Origin of the sequence: Mycobacterium sp. 29Ha, from assembly GCF_032883055.1 — a bacterium.
GTDB lineage: Bacteria > Actinomycetota > Actinomycetes > Mycobacteriales > Mycobacteriaceae > Mycobacterium > Mycobacterium gallinarum.
Genome location: NZ_JAMQTI010000001.1, coordinates 124422 through 144290, shown reverse-complemented (window position 1 = coordinate 144290; position 19869 = coordinate 124422). Strand labels below are relative to the sequence as shown.

Annotated in this window: 21 protein-coding genes; 9 read left to right on the top strand and 12 right to left on the bottom strand. The window is 64.3% G+C overall.

The genetic code is table 11. The annotated features are described in order from the left end of the window. Positions 1–65: 65 nt before the first annotated feature. Genes M1248_RS00740 through M1248_RS00700 form a run of 9 tightly spaced genes read right to left on the bottom strand, consistent with a single transcriptional unit; the run spans position 66 to position 7785 of the window. A complete protein-coding gene (locus tag M1248_RS00740) occupies positions 66–911 on the bottom strand; it encodes a TauD/TfdA family dioxygenase (RefSeq protein ID WP_317147263.1) in 846 nt (281 codons plus the stop codon). Positions 912–925: 14 nt separating this feature from the next. After that, on the bottom strand, positions 926–1255 hold the full coding sequence (locus tag M1248_RS00735; RefSeq protein WP_163729921.1) for a hypothetical protein: 330 nt from the start codon (positions 1253–1255) through the stop codon (positions 926–928). Then, positions 1252–2556, bottom strand: coding sequence for an aromatic ring-hydroxylating dioxygenase subunit alpha (locus tag M1248_RS00730; protein ID WP_317147262.1), 1305 nt, complete (start codon positions 2554–2556; stop codon positions 1252–1254). Before M1248_RS00730 ends, M1248_RS00735 begins: the two co-directional genes overlap by 4 nt. Before the next feature lie 36 nt (positions 2557–2592). Next, entirely contained in the window at positions 2593–3336 is a 744-nt protein-coding gene (locus M1248_RS00725) for an SDR family NAD(P)-dependent oxidoreductase (RefSeq protein WP_317147261.1), read from the bottom strand. Between the two features lie 19 nt (positions 3337–3355). After that, positions 3356–4381 (bottom strand): ferredoxin--NADP reductase, encoded by a 1026-nt coding sequence (locus tag M1248_RS00720; RefSeq protein WP_317147260.1) that lies wholly within the window; start codon positions 4379–4381, stop codon positions 3356–3358. A 52-nt stretch (positions 4382–4433) separates the two neighbouring features. After that, on the bottom strand, positions 4434–4886 hold the full coding sequence (locus tag M1248_RS00715; protein ID WP_163729925.1) for a MarR family winged helix-turn-helix transcriptional regulator: 453 nt from the start codon (positions 4884–4886) through the stop codon (positions 4434–4436). 22 nt (positions 4887–4908) lie between these two features. Beyond that, complete coding sequence (locus tag M1248_RS00710) at positions 4909–6156, bottom strand: amidohydrolase family protein (RefSeq protein ID WP_317147259.1); 1248 nt, start codon at positions 6154–6156, stop codon at positions 4909–4911. Next, positions 6153–6518, bottom strand: a complete 366-nt coding sequence (locus M1248_RS00705; protein ID WP_317147258.1) for a hypothetical protein — start codon at positions 6516–6518, stop codon at positions 6153–6155. The genes M1248_RS00710 and M1248_RS00705 overlap by 4 nt, the downstream gene beginning before the upstream one ends. 1 nt (position 6519) lies before the next feature. Then, complete coding sequence (locus M1248_RS00700; protein ID WP_317147257.1) at positions 6520–7785, bottom strand: aromatic ring-hydroxylating dioxygenase subunit alpha; 1266 nt, start codon at positions 7783–7785, stop codon at positions 6520–6522. Between the two features lie 139 nt (positions 7786–7924). On the opposite strand from M1248_RS00700, the gene M1248_RS00695 reads away from it, so the two are divergent. Beyond that, positions 7925–8734, top strand: a complete 810-nt coding sequence (locus tag M1248_RS00695; RefSeq protein ID WP_317147256.1) for an emopamil-binding protein — start codon at positions 7925–7927, stop codon at positions 8732–8734. Here the strand turns inward: M1248_RS00695 and M1248_RS00690 are convergent. Continuing rightward, positions 8721–9323 carry a helix-turn-helix domain-containing protein gene (locus M1248_RS00690; protein WP_317147255.1) on the bottom strand — a complete coding sequence of 201 codons (603 nt, stop codon included), beginning with the start codon at positions 9321–9323 and terminating at the stop codon, positions 8721–8723. The genes M1248_RS00695 and M1248_RS00690 overlap by 14 nt on opposite strands. Positions 9324–9422: 99 nt before the next feature. Between M1248_RS00690 and M1248_RS00685 the strand changes: the two genes are divergently transcribed. The 3 genes from M1248_RS00685 to M1248_RS00675 are packed head-to-tail and all read left to right on the top strand — an operon-like array spanning position 9423 to position 13112. Then, entirely contained in the window at positions 9423–10601 is a 1179-nt protein-coding gene (locus M1248_RS00685; protein ID WP_317147254.1) for a spirocyclase AveC family protein, read from the top strand. Between the two features lie 10 nt (positions 10602–10611). Further along, positions 10612–11409 carry a CbbQ/NirQ/NorQ/GpvN family protein gene (locus M1248_RS00680; protein WP_410506597.1) on the top strand — a complete coding sequence of 266 codons (798 nt, stop codon included), beginning with the start codon at positions 10612–10614 and terminating at the stop codon, positions 11407–11409. A 29-nt stretch (positions 11410–11438) separates the two neighbouring features. Beyond that, positions 11439–13112, top strand: coding sequence for a nitric oxide reductase activation protein NorD (locus tag M1248_RS00675; protein ID WP_317147252.1), 1674 nt, complete (start codon positions 11439–11441; stop codon positions 13110–13112). Here M1248_RS00675 and M1248_RS00670 read toward each other — a convergent pair. Further along, entirely contained in the window at positions 13075–14253 is a 1179-nt protein-coding gene (locus tag M1248_RS00670) for an acyl-CoA dehydrogenase family protein (RefSeq protein ID WP_317147251.1), read from the bottom strand. The genes M1248_RS00675 and M1248_RS00670 overlap by 38 nt on opposite strands. Before the next feature lie 44 nt (positions 14254–14297). On the opposite strand from M1248_RS00670, the gene M1248_RS00665 reads away from it, so the two are divergent. Genes M1248_RS00665 through M1248_RS00655 form a run of 3 tightly spaced genes read left to right on the top strand, consistent with a single transcriptional unit; the run spans position 14298 to position 16955 of the window. Further along, entirely contained in the window at positions 14298–15224 is a 927-nt protein-coding gene (locus tag M1248_RS00665; protein ID WP_317147250.1) for an NAD(P)-dependent oxidoreductase, read from the top strand. Between the two features lie 9 nt (positions 15225–15233). Next, positions 15234–15977 (top strand): hypothetical protein, encoded by a 744-nt coding sequence (locus M1248_RS00660; protein WP_317147249.1) that lies wholly within the window; start codon positions 15234–15236, stop codon positions 15975–15977. Between the two features lie 9 nt (positions 15978–15986). After that, a complete protein-coding gene (locus tag M1248_RS00655; protein WP_317147248.1) occupies positions 15987–16955 on the top strand; it encodes a TIGR03564 family F420-dependent LLM class oxidoreductase in 969 nt (322 codons plus the stop codon). Positions 16956–17376: 421 nt separating this feature from the next. Here the strand turns inward: M1248_RS00655 and M1248_RS00650 are convergent, their stop codons facing one another. After that, positions 17377–18132, bottom strand: coding sequence for an SDR family NAD(P)-dependent oxidoreductase (locus M1248_RS00650; protein ID WP_163729936.1), 756 nt, complete (start codon positions 18130–18132; stop codon positions 17377–17379). Between the two features lie 63 nt (positions 18133–18195). On the opposite strand from M1248_RS00650, the gene M1248_RS00645 reads away from it, so the two are divergent. Continuing rightward, the gene (locus M1248_RS00645) at positions 18196–18852 is read left to right on the top strand and encodes a TetR/AcrR family transcriptional regulator (RefSeq protein WP_174262068.1); all 657 of its coding nucleotides are present in this window, start codon (positions 18196–18198) and stop codon (positions 18850–18852) included. Continuing rightward, positions 18849–19853 (top strand): zinc-dependent alcohol dehydrogenase, encoded by a 1005-nt coding sequence (locus M1248_RS00640; RefSeq protein ID WP_317147247.1) that lies wholly within the window; start codon positions 18849–18851, stop codon positions 19851–19853. Before M1248_RS00645 ends, M1248_RS00640 begins: the two co-directional genes overlap by 4 nt. Positions 19854–19869: the final 16 nt, after the last annotated feature.

Genomic DNA, 19869 nt, shown 5'->3' with positions numbered 1-19869 from the left:
ATTTCCACAGTGGGCACGTCGGCGTCAACGAGGCAGCTGTGCACCCGCACAGCGCGTCCACACCACTATTGGATCGGCTCGTGTCCCAAAACGGTGGTTCGCAGCATTTCCCGAGGTGAATCGGGGTCATAGGGCGCCGCTCGGTGCAGGACGCCGTTGTTGTCCCAGATGACGGTGTCCCCGACCGACCAGCTGTGGCAATAGACCAGGTCGGGCTGGGTGGCGCGGTTCAGCAGCTCGGCGAGCAGCGCCCGGCCTTCGTCGAGGTCCATTCCGACGACATAGTCCGCCGATGCCCCGAGCACCAGCGACTTGCGGCCGCTGCGATGTGTCCACACCAGCGGGTGCTCGTGGGTGGGGCGGCTGCGCCACCGCGCGACCAGCTCGGGCGAGGGGTCGGGGTTGACCCGACGTTGCGAGGCCTCCAGCGAGTGCACCACCCGCAGCGATCCGAACCGCCGCTTTTCCTCGTCGCTGAATGCGTCATAGGCCGCATAGGAGTTGGCGAACTCGGTCTCGCCGCCGTGCTCGGCCACCTGCTTCGCCGACAGCACGGTGGCCTTCTGGGGAGGTTCGTCATCGGTCGGGGTGCAGCCGTCGATATGCCAATCGAAGGTCGCGCGCAAATAGGCCGCCGACGCGTTCTTCGACTTGTCGAGCGTCACGGGGTAGATGCCTGCGACCGGATGATGGCCGTCGGATGAGTGATCGATGTCGCCGAGTCGACGGCAGAACGCCACCTGCGCCTCCGGCGCCAGTCCGAGGCCCGGAAAGACCAGCACGCCATTGTCTTCCAGCGCTTCGAGCACCGCTTCGGCCAGCGCATCGTCGGAGGCCAGCCGGTCGGGATCCAGCCCGACGACCTCGGCACCGACCGAGGAGGTGAGTTTGTTGATCGTCAGCAGACTCATGTTCGTCCTATCCGTCACGGCACTGGCGCACTGACGCGATGCATGACCGCGTCGGCGGAGTCGGCGGGTTTCTGGGTGCCGAAGACTTCAACGGCCATCGACACCATGATCATCGAGTAGACGAGATGCAGCAGATTCAGCGCGTCGTCGGGCACATCGTCGAGCGGAAACTTGTCGCAGTAGTCGATCGCCTCCTCGAAGCGAGGCGTGAACGCATCGTAGAATTCGCGTATCTCCGACATGGGCGTGCTCAACCGGGTGCTCCACCGCTCCGGTTCAGTTGCCAGACACCACTTTTCGGCGTACTGCTCGAACTCGGCGAAGGCGCTGGGCAGTCGAGTCATGATCCGACCCCCACCCCGTGGCCCATTCTCGCCTCCGGCTCGGGCATGCGTTCGGCCTGGTACTCCTCCACCCAGTCGACGGCCACCTTGTGCAGATGGCGGACGAGGATCTCCTGATCACTCAGCGGGTAGTCGTTGACTATCGGCTCGTCCAGGCCGTATTCGAGCGCCGCCTGGGTGCCGCCGAGCATGCCCGCATCCTGCAGCGCGAATTCCTTGAGCACCACGGACGCGACCTCGTGCTCGATGCGCTCGCGCACCGAACGTGCGGGATGAAATGCGTTGTAGGCCTCGAACTTATGGGTGTTGTGCGACGTCGGCCAGTAGCGATACAGCAGATACCACCCGTGGTAGATCAGGATCTCGAGGTTCGGGAAGATCTGGAAATTGGTGATGCCCCACGGCTCGATACCGCCCGGATTCAGGCCGGCCGAATGATGCGTCTCAGGGGTACGCCACGGACCCACGAGTCCGCTTCGGGTGACCCGCTCGACGGGATACATGAACTCCGGGTCGAGCAGCCACCGGCGAGTACCCGCCGTCGAGACCAGGCGGTGGGGTCCGTCGATCTGGAAATGTCCGCACTCGAACGTCTGGTTGGGTTGACGAACGGCGCTGGGCACCTGCTGCGAATGCAGCGACGGCACGTGGTAGTACTCCTGGAACGCGTCGGCGAAGATCTTCCAGTTGCTGTTGTTCCGCGCTTCGAATTCGTAACGCTCCGTCATCATCTCGAATGGATAGTCGTCCAGCGCGGTGATCATGGGGCCGAGGAATTCACGCAGCGTCCACCGAGGTTCATGGTCGAAATTGATGAAGATGAAACCGTTCCACACGTCGCAGTGCACGGGTTTCAATCCGTACTGCGAGGTGTCGAGTCCGAAGAACTCGCCCTCCTGTTGCACGAACGTCAGATCACCCTTGAGGTCGTAACGCCACCCGTGGTACTTACACGTGAACTGGCGGCAGGTGCCTTTGACCTCCTCGTGGGGATAGTCGTTCCACACCAACTTGTTTCCACGGTGACGGCAGACGTTGTAGAAGGCTCGGATCTGCTGGTCCTTGCCCCTGACGACGATCACCGACGTCCTGGCGACCTCGATCTCCTTGGTGAGGTAGCTGCCGACCCGCGGCAGTTCCTCGACGCGAGCAACATTGAGCCAGGCGCGCTTGAAGACCGCTTCGCGCTCGAGTTCGTAGAACTCCGGTGAGATCGAGTCGCGGAACGAGATCGGTCCGGTGCCCAGTTCCGGGTAATGCTCCGTCCAGCTACCCTCGGCCGGTTTGGGCCACTTACCCATGCGAACCTCCCTGTCGTCTCGGAGAACTCGTGGTCGTCACATCACCGACCCGCCGTTGACACCCAGCGTCTGGCCGGTGATGAAACCGGCCTCTTCGGAACACAGGAAGCCGACGGCGGCGGCGATGTCGGCACCGGTGCCCAGGTGGCCGAGCGGGACGCTCGCGGCCATCTGCTCGTTCGAGGGCAGGTGTCCGGCCGCCTGCCCCGCGTGCTGCATCGGCGTCTCGATCGCCGACGGCGGAATGTTGTTGACGGTGATACCCGTCGGACCGTATTCCCGCGCAAGCGATCTGGTCAGCGACAACAGCGCGCCTTTCGACGCGGCGTAATGCGCCATCCCCGGCGATCCGCGCTGCGCGCTGGACGAGGAGATCATGACGATGCGGCCCCAGCGGGCTTCCAGCATGTCCGGCACCGCGATCTGACAGCAGTGGAAGGTGCCCGTGAGATTGACGTCGATCAGTCGCTGCCAGGCCTGCACGCTGATGTCGGTGAACGGCGCGAAGTCCACGGCGCCCGCGCTGGTTACCAGGATGTGCACCGGGCCCAGTTCGGTGCGCACCTTCGCGAAGGCTTCCTCAACGGCGGTGCGGTCGCTGACATCAGCGGCCACCCCGAATGCCGTGACGCCCTCAGCGCGCAACTCTTCGACGACCCGTTGCGCCGCTTCGCCGTTGAGGTCGAGAACAGCCACCTTGTGCCCACGCCTGCCAAGCTCATGACAGGTCGCTTCGCCCATACCGGAGGCGCCGCCGGTCACCACCGCCACCCGCGTCATCGCACGCTCCTCCGCTCCATCACTCGTAGACCACGTGGACTGTTTGGCTGGTAGGTAGAGACTGACACGTCAGCACCCAGCCTTCAGCCACTTCGTCGTCATCGAGTGCATCGTTGTTCAGCATCCGGGCACTCCCGGTGACTATGCGTGCCATACACGTTCCGCACGAACCCGTCTCGCACGACGACGGCGCCCGCAAACCGGACATGCGCGCTGTCTGCAGCAGCGTGTTGCCGGACCGGTAGTCGGCGGTCGTCTTCTTGCCATCCAGTTCGATGACGACCGTTTCGGTCGTCTCCGTGGAACTGTTGCCGACGTCGACAGGCACCGGGTCGACCGTGAAGCGCTCGAGGTGCACACGCTGCGACGGCACACCGGATTCCCGAACCGCAGCCTCGACGGTGTCCATGAAGGGACGCGGGCCGCAGATGTAGTAGTCGGCCGCACCGGCATCTTCGAGGAAAGTCCGTACCGCTTCGGGAGTCACCACACCGTTGTCGTCATCGATGTGGTGCGCGACCGCCAGACGGTCGGCGTGCTGCTCGGCAAGTCGAGCGAGCGCCTCGTCGAAAATCACCGAATCGCGATTGCGATTGGCGTAGAACAGCCGAATACGACGCGACGATCCGCTCAGGGCCGTCCGCATGAGCGACATGATCGGCGTGATGCCGCTGCCGCCCGCGAACGCCACGATCTCGTCGCCGTTGTCGCGTAGGCAGAAGCGTCCCTCGGGTGGCGCCGCATGGATCTCGACACCCTCGGTGGCGGCGTCGTTGAGCCAGTTGGACACCACGCCGCCGGGATCGCGCTTGACGGTGATCCGAAGCTCGTCTTCCACCGGCGCCGACGACATCGAATAACAGCGCCGCAGATCCTGACCGTCCACATTGACCCGCAGCGTCAGGAACTGGCCTGCCCGATACCGGAACCGTGCCGAGCAGTGGTCGGGCACACCCAGCACCAGGGAAACGGCGTCGCTGGTCTCGCGCACGACCCGCTTGACGCGTAACGGCGCGAATCCGTCGGCTCCGTTGTTGTCGCCCATCCCGCTCAATATATCAAGTACTTGTCATTAATCTCAAGTACTGAATACTCCCCTACTGTCCGATGTGATCGTCGAACAATTCGTGCCCGGTGCCCTGTTCGACGACGCGCGCCAGCAGGTCGCGCAGCGTCTGCTGCTCGGACTTGCTCAGTACCCCGAAAACCTTGTCGTGCGCGGCGATTGCGTCGTTGACCACAGCCTCGGCTACATCACGCCCCTGGTCGGTGAGAAATGCCTGCAGGATGCGGCCGTGTTGCGGATCCTTCTTTCGCACGATCAGGCCACGTCGCTCGAGAGCGGTCAGCGCGAGTTGAACACCCTGGGGACTGATCAGCATGCGCCGTGCCAGGTCGGCGCCGGACAGACCCGGCTCGGTCGCCAACTGTCGCAACACACCGATTTGCGCAGTACTCACCCCGTGGTCGCTCACCGCATCGTTGACCGTCGTCAAGGAGAAGTACCAGGCCTGCTTCAGCAGCCAGAGAATGTTGTCGGTTTGTTCCACGCTTGCTCCTCTCAGCGGTGCGCTAGCGCTTGTAGACGACGCCGTTCTTCATGACGAACCCGACATCCAGCGTGACGGCGATGTCGCGTGACGGGTCGTCCGGTACGGCAACGATGTCGGCGAGACAGCCGGCGGCCAGACGTCCCAGCTCGCCGTCGGCTTCGATGAGTTCGGCGCTGGTGATCGTCGCCGCGCGCAAGGCCTGCATGGGCGTCATCCCGCGGGATACCAGCGCGCACAGTTCTTTTGCGTTCTGCCCGTGCGGAATCGCCGGCGCATCCGTGCCGCAGGCGATGCGGACACCGGCCGCGATCGCCTTCGGCAACATGGCCTGGGCCTGCGGGAAGACCACCTCGGCCTTTTTGCGAAGCTCGGGAGCGATTCGATCGACCGCCATGGCCTCGGTCAGGTAGGTGGTCGACACCAGGAACGTGCCGGTGTCGGCCATCAGCTTGATGGTGTCGTCGGTGGCCAGGAAACCGTGCTCGATGCAGTCGATTGCCGCGCGGATGCAGGCGCGAATAGCGCTGTCCCCCACGGCATGCGCGGCCACCCGTACCCCGGCGCGATGCGCTTCGTCCGCGATCGCGGCGAATTCGTCGTCCGAGTACTGCTGGGCGCCCGGTGCAGTGCTGTGTGACATCACGCCCCCCGACGCCGACACCTTGATCAGCTTCGCTCCATGCCTGACCTGGTACCGGACGCACGCACGAACCTCGTCCACACCGTTGGCGATGCCCTCGGCGACGGACAGCGGCATGATGCCCGGGGCCAGGCGCTGGAACACCGTCGGATCGAGATGTCCGCCATAAGGCGTAACCGCATGCCCGGCCGGGTATATCCGCGGCCCGACGTGCCAGCCCTGCTCGATCGCCCGCTGAAGCGCGACGTCCAGCAGGTAGCCGCCGGTCTTCACCATCAAGCCCAGATTGCGAACCGTGGTGAATCCGGCCTCGAGTGTGGTGCGCGCGTTGACCGCACCACGCAGAGTGCGGTACGCGGGGTCGTCCTGCACGCCGTGCATGGGGCTTGGCAGCCCTTCCGGACCGCCGGGACCGCCGATGAGCAGGTTGAGCTCCATGTCCATCAGGCCCGGCAGCAGGGTCACGTCGCCCAGGTCGATGTCCTCGTCCGGATTCGGAGGCAGGTCAACTGGATTGACGGCAAGGATGCGGTCACCCTCCACGACGATCACGGCAGGCGAGCGGACCTCGCCGGCCTCGACGTCGGCCCAGCGCGCGCCACGCAGGACGGTGATCCGAGGTGTCACGGCACCGGTTCCGATACGCAGTCCAATGTCGTCGCACCCGAGTCAGGCACTTTGGGTTGTTTCCAGCACTCGACGGGGAACGACGCCTGGATCATCGAATACAACAGATGCATCAGGTTGAGCACGTCCTCCGGCATATCGTCCAGCGAGAACTTGTCGCAGTAGGCGATGGCCTCTTCCGCGCGTGCGGTGATCGCGTCGTAGAACGCTTGGATCTCCTGCATCGAACTGGCCAACCGTTTGGCGTAGCGTTCGGCTTCGCTGCCCAGGCACCAGTCCGAAAACTCTTCGAGGTCGGCGAACTCCGGCGGTAATTTGGACGGGCGGGCGGGAGTCGGCGTCGTCGAAGCTGCGGTCGTCATGTCACACGCCCGCGGTCTTGCGCCGGTAGTCCTCGACCCATGCGGCGGTCTCGGTATGGAGATGGCGGATGAGCACCTCCTGATCGCAGAGGACGAAGTTGTCGAGCACGCGTGATTCGACCATCGTCTGGGTGGCCTCCAAGGTGTTGGCGTCCTGCAGGCCGTACTCCTTGAAGGACACGGCGGCGAGTTCCTGCGCGATGCGCTCGCGGGGCGTCCGCGGTGCCGGGAAGTACACGGTTCCCTCGAAGATGTGCGTGTTGTGCGACGTCGGCCAGTAGTGATACGTCAGGTACCAGCCCTGGCCCCAGAACAGAATGACGAAGTTGGGGAAGAGCTGGAACGAATCCAGCCCCCACGGATCACATTTCGCGGGATTGAGGCCTCTCGGCATCTCTCCCAGATCCGGCTTGTCCCACGGCCCGAAAAGCCCACTCTGACAGATATCTTCGATGGGCTTGCGCATCTCGTCGGCCATCTCCCACGCGCGGATACCCGACGTGCTCACCAACCGGTGCGGACCTTCGATGCGGTAATGCGGCGCCTCGAACCCCGCTTCGGCCGCCGCCTTGGAGTAGGCCGTCGGCGACTGGTTCGCGTGCAAAACGGGTGCGTGATAGAACTCCTGGAACGCGTCCATGTAGAGCTTCCAGTTGGCCTTGACCTCGGAGCGGTAGTAGAAGCGCGACGTCATCTTCTCGAACGGATAACCCTCGAGATCGGTGATCATCGGCCCGAGGAAGTCGCGCAGGGACTGCTCGGGTGTCTTCGCGAAGTTGACGAAGATGAAGCCCTCCCACACCTCGCAATGCACCGGCACCAGGCCGTATCGGCTCTTGTCGAGGTCGAAGAACTCCCCCTCCTGCTGGACGAAGGTGAGGTTGCCGTCGAGGTCGTAGCGCCATGCGTGGTACTTGCAGGTGAACTGTCGGCACACCCCGCTGGTCTCTTCCAGCGGCATGTCGTTCCAGACCAGCTTGTTGCCGCGGTGGCGACAGATGTTGTGATACGCCTTGACTTCTCCGTTCGTCGTGCGCACCACGATGATGGAGGTGTTGACGACCTTTAGTTCCTTGGTGAAGTAGCTGCCCTTGCGCGGAATCTGTTCGACACGACCGACGTTCAGCCACGCCCGCCGGAAAACCGCCTTGCGCTCGACTTCGTAGAACTCGGGGTCAACCGAGTCCTCGTAGGACACCGGACCTGTCCCCAGTTGCGGATAGTGCTCTGTCCAACTGCCTTCGGGTGGTTTAGGGAATCGCGCCATCGCCTGTTCCTGTCGATATCGCTGTGTGGCGCGCACGCGAGGCTGAAAGATGTCGTGCACGCGACGAGCAATTCTTATGGGCCCTGTAGCGCTGACCGTATATGCTCGCGAGATCAATCGCAAGTAGTTGATACACGAGATGGCAGGCCCCGTGATGATGGCGAGCACCTTTGAACACGAACCGAATTTCGCCCAGCCGTGGGCATCCCATCGAGCGAGGATCTATCTCGCGGTCGCGATCTTCACCGCCGCGGTCTTCGTATTGATGACCATCGGCGTGACTGTCGGGCTCATCCCCCCCTCCTTCACGGTCGACGTCATCGCGAATCTGCTGTTCGGAATCCCGGTGATCCTGCTGCCTTTCGTCATCCTCTGGGATGCACCGGGCGAGAATCGAACTCGGCTCGACAAGGCCGCCGAACTCACGCTCTTCTACCTGCCCTACACGGCCTTCAGCCAGATCGGGTACGAGCTGATGTTCTTGATCGGCCACCCGCTCGGAATGTGGACGCCGACCACCGACCCCGGCTGGAAGTGGCTGTGGTGGCAATACGGATTGGCCGACACCCGCTACGTCAGCGGCAACCCGTGGATGTTCGCGCTGGAGGTCGTCGGGGTCACCACCGGCATCGTCGTCATCACGATGTGGACGCGACTCATCCGGCCGACGCTGTCGACCGAGTCACGCATCCGGTGCCTATGGGTGACGTTCGCCGGCATCGCAGTGCTGATGAGCAGCACCGCGGTGTACTTCCTCGCCGAGGTGGGCGCCGGATTCAACGACATCGGCCAGGGCGCGTATGGGCTGTGGTTCAAGTTCATCGGTGAGAACATTCCGTTCATCGTCCTGCCGCCGCTGGTGCTGTATTCGATCCACCTTCAGATCGACTACCTGACCAGACGGGCGGGGGCGCTCAGGCCGACCCAACAGCACGTCACGGCAACTTGATCGCCGACGTGTACATCTCGATGACCGGCCGGTAGAGGTCGACGCCGTCGAGTTCGCTGCCGAGCACGACTGCATCGCTGGTCGCGACGAGCACCTGCGCGAACGTCAGCGGCGGAATTAGCAGGGTGCCGCCCAGCCGGTCCATGCCGTCGACGATGAATTTCGCCAGCGCCTCGACGACCTCCGACCTCTTGGCAGCCACCCGCTCCCGCGCTTCCGGATTGCGCAGCAGGTACAGCGTGAACTCGTGGCCAAGGGCGGCATGCTCGGCGCCGCGGTCCCGGCTGAGCTTGCGCCATCGCTTGGCGATTTCGTCGAATTCGCGCGCCCCGACCTGCTTCGCAGAGGCCATCACCTCGGCGAAGTTGTCGAAATATCGGCGCCAGTAGCGATCGCTGACGGCCAGGAAAAGGTCCTCCTTGGCCGCGAAGTGCTTGTAAATGGCGCCCTTGGTGTAGCCGGCTGCGCGCGCGATGTCATCGAGACTGGCTGGGGTGAAGCCCTTTTCGGCGAACACCTCCTCGGCGGCGTCGAGCAGCAGGGAGCGAGTGTGTTCGACGCGTCGTTCCCGCGTCCAGCGCTCGACCATGACTAAAGTCTGACACAGAATCTGAGAAACCTATTGGATACTCAGATACTCATTGGTATCTTTCCGGAACATGTTCATCATTCCAAGCCAGGAGTCGTTGTGAGCGGACCGTCGAAAAAGCCCACCGTCACCGAGTCGATCAGTCGCACCGCGGTGCTCGGCACGGAGACCCCGCGGCCGTCGAGTTCCATCAAGATATGGGCGACTGTCGGGGCCGTTTTCCTGGCGCTGACGGTGTATCTCTTCGTCCGGTGGGTCAGCGGGCCCTATTTCGAGCCGGTGGCGAGCGGCCCGAGCGAACCACCGATGTACATGAAGATTCCGTTGATCGCCAACGCGGTCGTGTTATGGATCGGCCTGCCATTCGCGCTGTGGTTCTTCATCATTCGACCGTGGTGGCGGGAACGGCGCATCACGCTCGACGGCATGCTGCTGGTGTCGATGGCACTGATGATGTTCCAGGACCCGATGCTCAACTACTACAGCACCTGGTGCACGTACAACGCATGGCTGTTCAATCAGGGTTCCTGGGCACCGTACATTCCCGGCTGGGTGGCGCACGAGGAACCGGGACATACGGTGCCCGAACCGCTGCTGACCAATATTCCCGGCTACATGTACGGGGTGCTGCTGCTCACCATCGTCGGATGCGCGCTCATGCGCAAGATCAAGAGCCGTTGGCCGGGTATCAGCAACCTTCGGCTCGTGTTGGTCACCTACGCGATCGCCATCGTCTTCGACTTCATCATGGAGGGGCTGATCCTCCTGCCGATCGGCTTCTACTCCTACCCAGGCGCCATCCAGTCACTGTCGATCAATGCCGGCACCTATTACCAATATCCGATCTACGAAGGCTTGATGTGGGGTGGCGTCCAGGCGGCGCTCTGTTGCCTGCGCTTCTTCACCGATGACCGCGGCCGCACCGTCGTCGAACGTGGACTCGACCAAATCCGCGGCGGGTTCGTCAAACAGCAGTTCGTTCGCTTCCTGGCGATCTTCGGCGGCGTGAGCGCATGCTTCTTCCTCTTCTACAACGTGCCTGCCACCTGGCTTGGTACGCAAGCTGATCCGTGGCCCGAAGACGTGCAGAAGCGTTCGTATTTCAACCCTGGCATCTGCGGCGACGGAACCGACCGACCGTGTCCGAATCCTGACCTACCACTGACGACCCACCGCTCAGGATTCGTCAACCACGACGGCGAACTCGTGCTACCGGAAGGGGTGGAGATCCCGCCTGTCGTGCCGATTCAAGGCGCGAACGGCAATGGCTCTCAGTAATATTCGGCCGATGGCCGAGACGAGCTCGACTGCGCCGTACTACCGTGCTGTCGGGAACGAGCTCGAGGTGTTTCGGGCGGCAGCCCGCCGCGGTTCGCCGGTTCTGCTGAAGGGGCCCACCGGTTGCGGGAAGACGCGCTTCATCGAGGCGATGGCTCACGAACTCGGCCGTGAGCTCATCACCGTCGCGGGTCACGAGGACATGACGTCGGCCGATCTGATCGGCCGCTTTCTGTTGAAGGGCGGCGAGACGGTCTGGGTGGACGGACCTTTGACCCGCGCGGTGCGAGCCGGTGCCATCTTCTATCTCGACGAGGTGGTCGAGGCGCGCCAGGACACCACTGTCGTGATCCACCCGCTCACCGATCACCGTCGTGTGTTGTCGATCGACCGGCTCGGCACGACGCTGAAGGCGGCGCCCGGATTTCAGCTGGTGGTCTCCTACAACCCCGGGTACCAAAGCGTGCTGAAGAACTTCAAGGAATCCACCCGTCAGCGCTTTGTCGCCATCGAGCTCGGCTACCCGTCCCCTGAGATCGAAACCGAGGTGGTCGCCCACGAAGCTGGGATCGACACCGAAACCGCCCGGGCGCTGGTCGAACTCGCTTACGCCATCAGAAATCTGGACGGCTCACCGCTGCGCGAGGTGTCTTCCACACGCATGTTGATTCTCGCCGGAGGCCTGGCTGCCGAGGGACTGGAGTTGCGCAGCGCTGTCCACGCGGCCGTCGTTCAGGTGCTCTCCGACGACGACGACGTCATCCGCGCCCTCGATGAACTCGTTGACGCCGTTCTGCCTAGACAGTGAGCCCCTCCCACCCGGAACGGTTCCGGCTGTTGGCCTCCTTCATCGCGGGCCGGGCGCTCGACATCGCAGAGGCACCCGCCGGCCAGAGCGCCCACACCAACGGCCAGATCGTGTTGGTGTCCGCGGGCGTATCCGTCGAGCGGCAGCGCCGCGAGGTGCTGGTCCAGAGCGCGTTGCTCGGCGCTGGCAGTCTGGATGCGCGCTTGCTCAAAGGGTTACGGGGCCGACCGTCGGTAGCTCGTCGGTACTTGGCCTTGGAGGGACGTCGGGTACTGCGCGTTCTCGCCGACCGGTTGCCCGCCATCGACGTGAGTCCCGACGAGGAGCCGACGACCGCGACGGCCGACGAGTCGCTGAACATGGCGCGGACCCGCAAGAGCGTCTCCGGTGCACCGCCATGGTTCGGCACGCTCAAGCCGTCCCTGCTGTTGGCGTCTGCCGACGAGACCGGTTCGGCCGCAACCGATAAAGACCTGCGGCTGGAACTCACACTCGGTGATCCGGCTGAGGGTGACGACGAAGACGACGACCCCGCGCAGAGAAGCAAGATTCTGAAGATGTTCGAGACACCGGTCACCACGACGGATGCGGTTGCGAACTTCCTGCGCAAGATCCTCGGTGGCTCGCGATCGGAGGGCAGCGACACCGCAGGCGGCGGCATGCAAATCCGCTCAACCCGCCGGGCACGGTCGGCCGGTCTGAACGCGCGACCGCTTCCCACCCCGATCCGCTTCACCGACGACGGCAGGCCTGGCGCGTCGCTGGGCATCGGCGGAGCGCTATATCCGGAGTGGGACGTCTTCGACGGCCGGTACCGGCCCGAGTGGTGCCGTGTGATCGAGTTTCCCCTGACATCCGCGGCAGATGTGAGCGCAGCCGGCGTGACGCACGACGACGTGCTCCGGCGGCGGTTGTCGCGCATCGGTCTCGCCCCGAAGATATTGCGCGCCAGGCCTGATGGCGAAGAGCTGGACATCGAGGCGCTCATGGACCTGTTCGTCGATCTGCGCTCAGGATTCTCACCGCCTGAAAACGTATACGTGGAGCGCCGCAGGCTGACTCGCGATCTGGGCGTCCTCATTCTGCTCGACGCGTCAGGATCGGCCACCGATACCGATGCCGAGGGCCTCGCGGTGCACGACCATCAACGGCGAGCGGCGGCGACGCTGGCCCTGACGCTCGATGAGCTCGGCGATCGCGTCGCCGTCTATGCGTTCCGCTCACACGGCAGGCGTGCGGTCCACCTGCCCGCCATCAAGAGCTTCGACCAGCGGTTCGGCGCGGCTGGCCGGGCGCGGCTCAACCAACTTCAACCGTCTGGCTACACGCGTCTCGGCGCAGGCATCCGCGGTGCGGGCGAGGTACTCAAGAGCCGTTCCGGCACACCGAATCAACTGCTGCTCGTCCTGTCCGACGGCTTCCCCTACGACGAGGGCTACGAAGGTCGTTACGCGGAGGCTGACGCCAGCAAAGCCCTGGAAGAACTACGCGCCGACGGCGTTGCCTGCCTGTGCCTTTCGATCGGTGCCTCCACGGACACCGGCGTGCTGGAACGCGTGTTCGGCTCCACCAGCTTCGCCAGCGCCCCGGCCCTTGCCGATTTGAGCCCGCGAATGGACGAGTTGTTCCTCGGTGCGCTTCGAGCCCTGGCCACCCCCAGTTCGCTCACCGGGCGGGCAGCCCCAGCACGCGCTGCGCGATGATGTTGCGCTGAATCTCTGACGTGCCACCGGAGATGGTGCCGGCATAGCTACTGATGTACCGGGTGAACCAGCTGGCGGTGAAAAGATCTGGGCTGTAGGGGTTGTGGCGCCCGGTCAACGACGGGCTGAGCAAACCGGCGACACCCGCGCCGTCCAGCGCGTGCCGCAGCGCGCTCTGCTCGGCCTCGGATCCGAGCAGTTTGAGCACCGACACACCGGGGATGTCACGCTCACCGCGCGCAGCCTGTCCGAGCGCCGCCGAACCCAACAGACGCAGCGCTTGATAGTCCATTGCGATCGTCGCGTACCGGTCCCGATTCACCTCGCCGACGGGACGGTAATCCTCCAGCAGTTGTTCGAGCCGGTTGGCGAACGCCATCCACATCATGGTCCGTTCGTGGCCCAGCGATCCGTTGGCGACCTTCCATCCACCGCCGAGTGGCCCGACGAGGTTCTCCGCCGGCACCCGCACATCCGAGAAGAACACCTCGTTGAAGTCGACATCGTCGCGGCCGTACACCGACGCGAACGGCCGGCGCTCCACCCCCGGCAGATCGGTCGGGATGATCAGCGCGCTGATCCCTTTGTGTTTCGGCGCGTCCTGGTCGGTGCGCACGAAGGTCAGGATGACGTCGGCGTCGTGGGCGCCGCTGGTCCACACCTTCTGCCCGTTGACGACGAAGTGCTCGTCCACCATATCGGCACGGGTACGCAAACCCGCCAGATCCGAGCCCGCACCCGGTTCGCTCATGCCCAGCGACGCCGTCATCTCGGCACGCAGGATGGGCACCGCCCACTTCCGCTTTTGCTCCTCGGTGCCGAACGACAGCAGCGAGGCGGCGATGATGCCGACGCCCTGCGGGTTGAACGCGTGATAGATGCGGCGTCGCGCGAGTTCCTCGCGGTGAACGAACTGTTCGAGGATGCCCGCGTTGCGGCCGCCGAACTCGGGCGGATTGCCCGGAAGGAGCCAGCCGTGGTCGAACTGGAGGCGCTGCCACCGGCGCGACCACTCCGGTACGTGTGAGGTCGACCGGGACCGCTCGGTCTCCGCCTCGGCCTCCGGAGGCAGGTGTGCGTCGAGAAAGTCGATGAACTCCGCGCGAAACGCCTCGACGTCGGCATCGAAGGTGAGCTGCACGGATCAACAGTATCAAGTACTTAACATTTGGGTCGCCGTGCGCTATGACTGAAGGGATGCTCGATGCGGAGAAGATCTTGATCACCGGCGCCACGGGAAAAATCGCGTTCCCGATCGCGCGGGCGTTGGCACAGCGCAACGAGGTCTGGGGTGCCGCACGGCTGAGGGACCCCGCGGATCGCGACAAGCTCACGGCCGCCGGCATCACGCCGGTGACATTCGACATGAGCGTCGGCGACTTCTCCGCGCTCCCCACCGATTTCACCTACGTGTTCCACGCGGCCGTCGACGCCGGCTCCGGTGATTGGGAACAATGTGTCGACACGAACGCGCAGAAATCCGGCGATCTGCTGTACCACTGCCGCACCGCAAAGGGTTTCGTGTTCTGCTCGACCGGATCGGTGTACGGGTACCAGGGACAGCGGCCGCTGCGGGAATCGGATCCGCCGGGCGTTCCGCTGCGTCCGAACTACAGCTTCTCCAAGATCGCCGCCGAGGCCGTGTGCACCTGGATCGCGAAGCAGTTCGACATACCGCTCACGATCATCCGCATCTGCTCGACCTACGGCCCGGAAGGCGGAGCCCCCGCTGACCGGCTCGACATGATGTTGGCGGGCACGCCGATTCGGCTGCATCCCGACAAACCCAACAACTACAACCCGCTCTACGAGGACGACTACGTCGAACTCGGCATCCGGGCGATGGAGGTCGCGGCGACGCCGCCCATCGTGGTGAACTGGGCCGGCAGCGAGACGGTCAGCGCCGAAGACTACTGCGCCTACCTCGGTGAGCTCGTCGGCGTCGAACCGGTCTTCACCTACACCGCGGACGCACACACACCGTTATGGCCCGACGTCACCTACATGCACGAAATACTCGGTGCGACCAAAGTGCACTGGCGTGACGGGTTCCGGCGCATGGTCGCGGCCCGTCATCCTGAAATCGCTTTGTTCGAACCACTGACGCCCTAAGGACATTTGATGCAGCTGCCCGGAACGCCGTCCGACGAAATCGATGACGTCCTTGCCACCGGCCGTGGCGACATCACCACGTTGTTCGTCTCGATGGCCACGCGGCACCCCGACGGTACCGATGCCGAATACCTGCGCTGGCACACACTCGATCACCGTCCCGAACAACACCGACTGTCGGCCGTGCGCGCGTCCCTGCGGTTGGTGTCGACGCCCGCATGCCGCGCCGCCCGCGCTACGGAGACCGAACCCTACGACACCATCGACCATGTCATGACGTACTTCTTCACAGACCCCGGCGGCATGGAAGGCTTTCTCGCACTGGCGAAGGCGCTGATCGGCGGCAAGCGCAAACTGCCGCTGCTGCCACCCGTCGAGCGCGGTGTCTACGACGTGCGGAGCAAGTCTGCCGCACCGCGGGTCAAGGTGGGCGCCGACGTGCTGCCGTGGTGGCCGGTGAAGGGTGTGTACCTGCTGCTCGAACGTGGCGACGCGCCGGCAGATCCGTTGCTCGCGGTCGACGGTGTGGCCGGCATCTGGTCGGCGGCGACGCTGGACGTCGATGCGAGACTGGCGAGTGCACCAGTGGGTCAAACCGTCACCTACTGCTTTCTCGACGACGATCCTCTTGCCACCGCGGAACGCCTTGAGCCGGTGTTGACTTCGCGATGGGACCAGGGCGGAGTCGAACCGCTGCTGGCCGCACCGTTCTACCCCGTCGTACCGCACGAATGGGATCGCTATGTGCCGTAGGAGGTTTTGATGCGGATCGGCCTGATGATCGGTTCGGACAAGGAGCGTTCACGCGCCGACCGGCTGACCGGGCTTCTCGACGACGGCAAGGCCGCCGAGCGTGACGGTTTCGCGTCGTTCTGGATTCCCCAGGTTCCCGGCTACCTCGACGCGATGACAGCGGTCGCGCTGCTTGGTCAGGTGACCGAGCGCATCGAGATCGGGACAGCGGTGGTGCCGATCCAGACGCGCCATCCGCTCATCTTGGCGCAGCAGGCCATGACCACCCAGGTGGCCTGCTCGGGGCGCTTCTCGCTGGGCCTCGGCCCGTCTCACCACTGGATCATCACCGACCAACTCGGACTTCCCTACGACAAGCCGGCCCTGCTGGTGCGCGACTACCTCGATGTGCTGGACGCGGCGTTCGCCGGTCCCGGCCCGATCGCAGTGGACAACAACAGCTTCCGCGTGAATAGCCCGGTGGATGTCACCGAGGACTTCGAGATGCGGGTACTCGTGGCCGCACTCGGACCCGCAATGCTGCGCATCGCAGGCGAACGCACCGGCGGAACCATCCTGTGGATGGCCGACGAGCGGGCCATCGGCGACTACGTGGTGCCGCGCATCACGGAGGCCGCGCAGGCCGCCGGGCGGTCCGGAACTCGTGTCGTGGCGGGGGTGCCCGTCGCGCTCTGCTCGAACAATGAAACCGACGGCGCTCGCGAGTACGCGAGTGAGGTGCTGGGCCACGCCGACTTCTCCCCCAACTACGTCCGGCTGCTCGAACACGGTGACGCCGAGGACGTCGGGGACACCATGGCCGCGGGCGACGAAGCAACAGTGCTGGCCCGGCTGCGCAGCTACCGCGACGCCGGCGTCACCGATCTTGCCGTCCGGGTGGTCCCTCTTGGCGACGACGCGAAGGCTCGCAGCGAATCACGCCGCCGCACTGAGGAGTTCGTGGCCTCGCTTGTGTCGGAATTCGATTCTGGCGCATAGGCACCCATGAATTCGATGTGGACCCCACCCATCGTGCAGAAGAACAGGTCAACGCCCGAAATCCCGGTGTCGAATACCGTGACGTCGTCCGTGAACGTGCTCGCCTTGTCCTTGGTACCGGAGAAGTCGTCGGTCAGAAACGACAGAGCGGCCAGGCCCTCCGGAGCGAAATCACGCAAGTGTTCGGGCACGTCGAGCACCTCGATCAAGCCACCTTCGCCGCCACCTAAGATCGTCACGTCGGCTCCGTCGGACGGTGGCCATCCCAACGTAGCTTCAAATACTTCTCCGGGAATGTGCATTTCGGCTGTCACCGTCATCCCCACCACGTCAGTCAGGAACGCGGTGAAGGTCGCAGCCGAATGGCTGCGCATGACGACGTGGTGCAGTTGGTTGGGCATCGTTGCTCCTTGTCCTTGACTCAGGCGCCCAGCATGACGAGGCCGCCGTCAATCGCCACGAGTTGTCCGGTCATGAAATGTGAATCTGCACTGCAGAAGAACACCAACGCCGGACCGAGATCCTCGACCGGATCGCCGAGCGCGCCGCCGAGCGGAATCGTCTTCTTGATCTCCTCATCGATGAACTTCGCGGCCGCAGGTCCCAGGAACTCGCGCAGCCGGTCGGCTCCGGGTGTCTGCACGGCGGGGGCCAGTGCGATCGCCGAGATCTTCTCGGACGCCCACGCCTTGGCGATCGAGCGGGTCCAGGCCGACACCGCGCCCTTGGTCGCGGCGTAGACCGCCGAGATCGGACTGCCCATCACGGCCTCCCCCGACCCGAAGTTGATGATGCGGCCGCCGCCGCTGCGGCGCATCACCGCGTAGGCGGCCTGGTTGGTGAAGATGGTCGCCTTGATGTTGGTGTCCATCAGGAAGTCGATGTCGTCGCCGGTGATCTGGCCGGGGATGCCCGCCTGCCACATGCCGGCCGCGTGCAACAGCACATCGAGGCCACCCATCTGCTGGGCGGCGGTGGCCACCATGTCGTCGACGGCAGCAGCGTCGCGCACGTCGCACTGCAGCCATGAAACGCCATCGACGTCGGGCGGGGGTGTCGAGTGATACGTCGCCACGACCTGCGCGCCCGCCCCGCTGAGCACCTCGACCGCCGCCGCACCGATACCCGTTGCACCGCCGGTCACCAATATTCGTCTGCCATCGAGGGAACCTGCCACCCCTAGATAGTTAGACAAACGTCAACTATATGCAAGCCCCAATTTAGCTGTTACAGTGCGGCTGTGCCCAAATCTGTCGTGGCCAACGGTGCTGACAGTGGTCAGCGGCGAGCGTCTTTCCAGCGTGCGCGGTCGCACGAAACGAAGCGCAGCCTGGTGCAGGCGGCCATGGCACTGTGGCGCACCAACGGATACGCCCAGACCACTGTCGCCGACATCTGCCGGGCCGCCGGCGTCTCCCGCGCCCTGTTCTACTTCTATTTCCCCGCCAAAGAGGATGTGTTGTTCGAAGTCGGCCTCTTGTCGACGCGGGCGGCACAGAAGAAGGTGCACGCGATGCTCGACACCGACTATGAGATCGAGCACGTGATCGCCGAGGCGTTGCGCAGCCTCGAACGGTCGATGGCCCGCAACCCGCGCGACCTGATCGTCGAGACCATTCTCGAGGGGTACCGCCACGAGCACCGGATACTGTCCGGCGACGAGCGCAGCGACACCGATGCCGACATGTTCGGCGAACTGTTCGTCAAGGCTCAAACCGATGGCAAGCTTGCGGCCCATGTCGACGTGAAGCACCTGTCGCACCTCGCCGGGATGCACGTCAGCGAGGGCGTGCGCCATTGGGCGTCGGGAGGTTTCGGCGACAAGTCCTTCTCCGAGGTGGTCACCACCGATATCGCCGCACTGGTCGCCGGGTTCAACCTCAAGGCGCGACGATGAAGGCGACGGTGATCACCGGGCCGAACGAAACCCAGGTGATCGACGTGCCGAAGCCGACGGTCGGACCAAACGACGTCCTGATCAAGATGCGGGCCTGCGGAATCTGCGGATCCGACAGCCTGTACATCTCGATGGGAGGCTTCGGCAAGGGACACATGCCACTGGGCCACGAACCAGCCGGCGAGGTCGTCGAGATCGGAAGTGCGGTCACCGGTTTCACAATCGGCGACCACGTGGTCGTCAACCCGATGATCGCGCCGAGTGGAATCATCGGCAACGGTGGCAAATTCGGTGCGCTCGCCGAGCACCTGCTCATCGAGGACGCCGTCCGCGGCACGAGCGTCGAGGTCGTTCCCGATCACATTCCCTTCGAGGTGGCCGCACTCAACGAACCAATGGCGGTGGCCCGCCACGGCGTCAACCGGTGCCAACCGAAACCGTCCGACAAGGTCGTGATCTTTGGTGCGGGACCGATCGGATTGGGCGCCACCATCGGCTTCAAATCCATCGGCGTCGGCCACGTCGTGGTTGCCGACCTGATTCCCGCACGACTGGAAAAGGCCCTCTCCGTCGGCGCCGACGCCGTGATCAACTCCGCCGAGGAGGACGTCGCGAAACGGCTCATCGAACTGCACGGTGCCGGTGAGTCGATGTTTCCCGGCAAGGCGGGTACGGACATCTACTACGACGCCGCGGGTGCGCCGCCGGTGATCAACGCGGCGTTGGGCGCCGCCAAGACGGGCGCGCGACTGTGCGTCGTCGCGGTGCACAAGGAGCCCGTGGGCGTCGACTTCCTGAACGTCATGAGCAACGAGATCACCATCGTCGGATCGATCGGCTACCCGGACGAGATCTTCGAAGTCACCTCCGACATCGTCGCGAACTGGGAGAAGTACGCGGTAATCGTCAGCCACACAATCCCGTTCGCGGATGTCGACGAGGCGCTGCGAATCGCGTCCACCCCCGGCGCGGCCGACAAGGTCGTCGTCGTTTTCCAGTGACCTACAACTGAGAGGA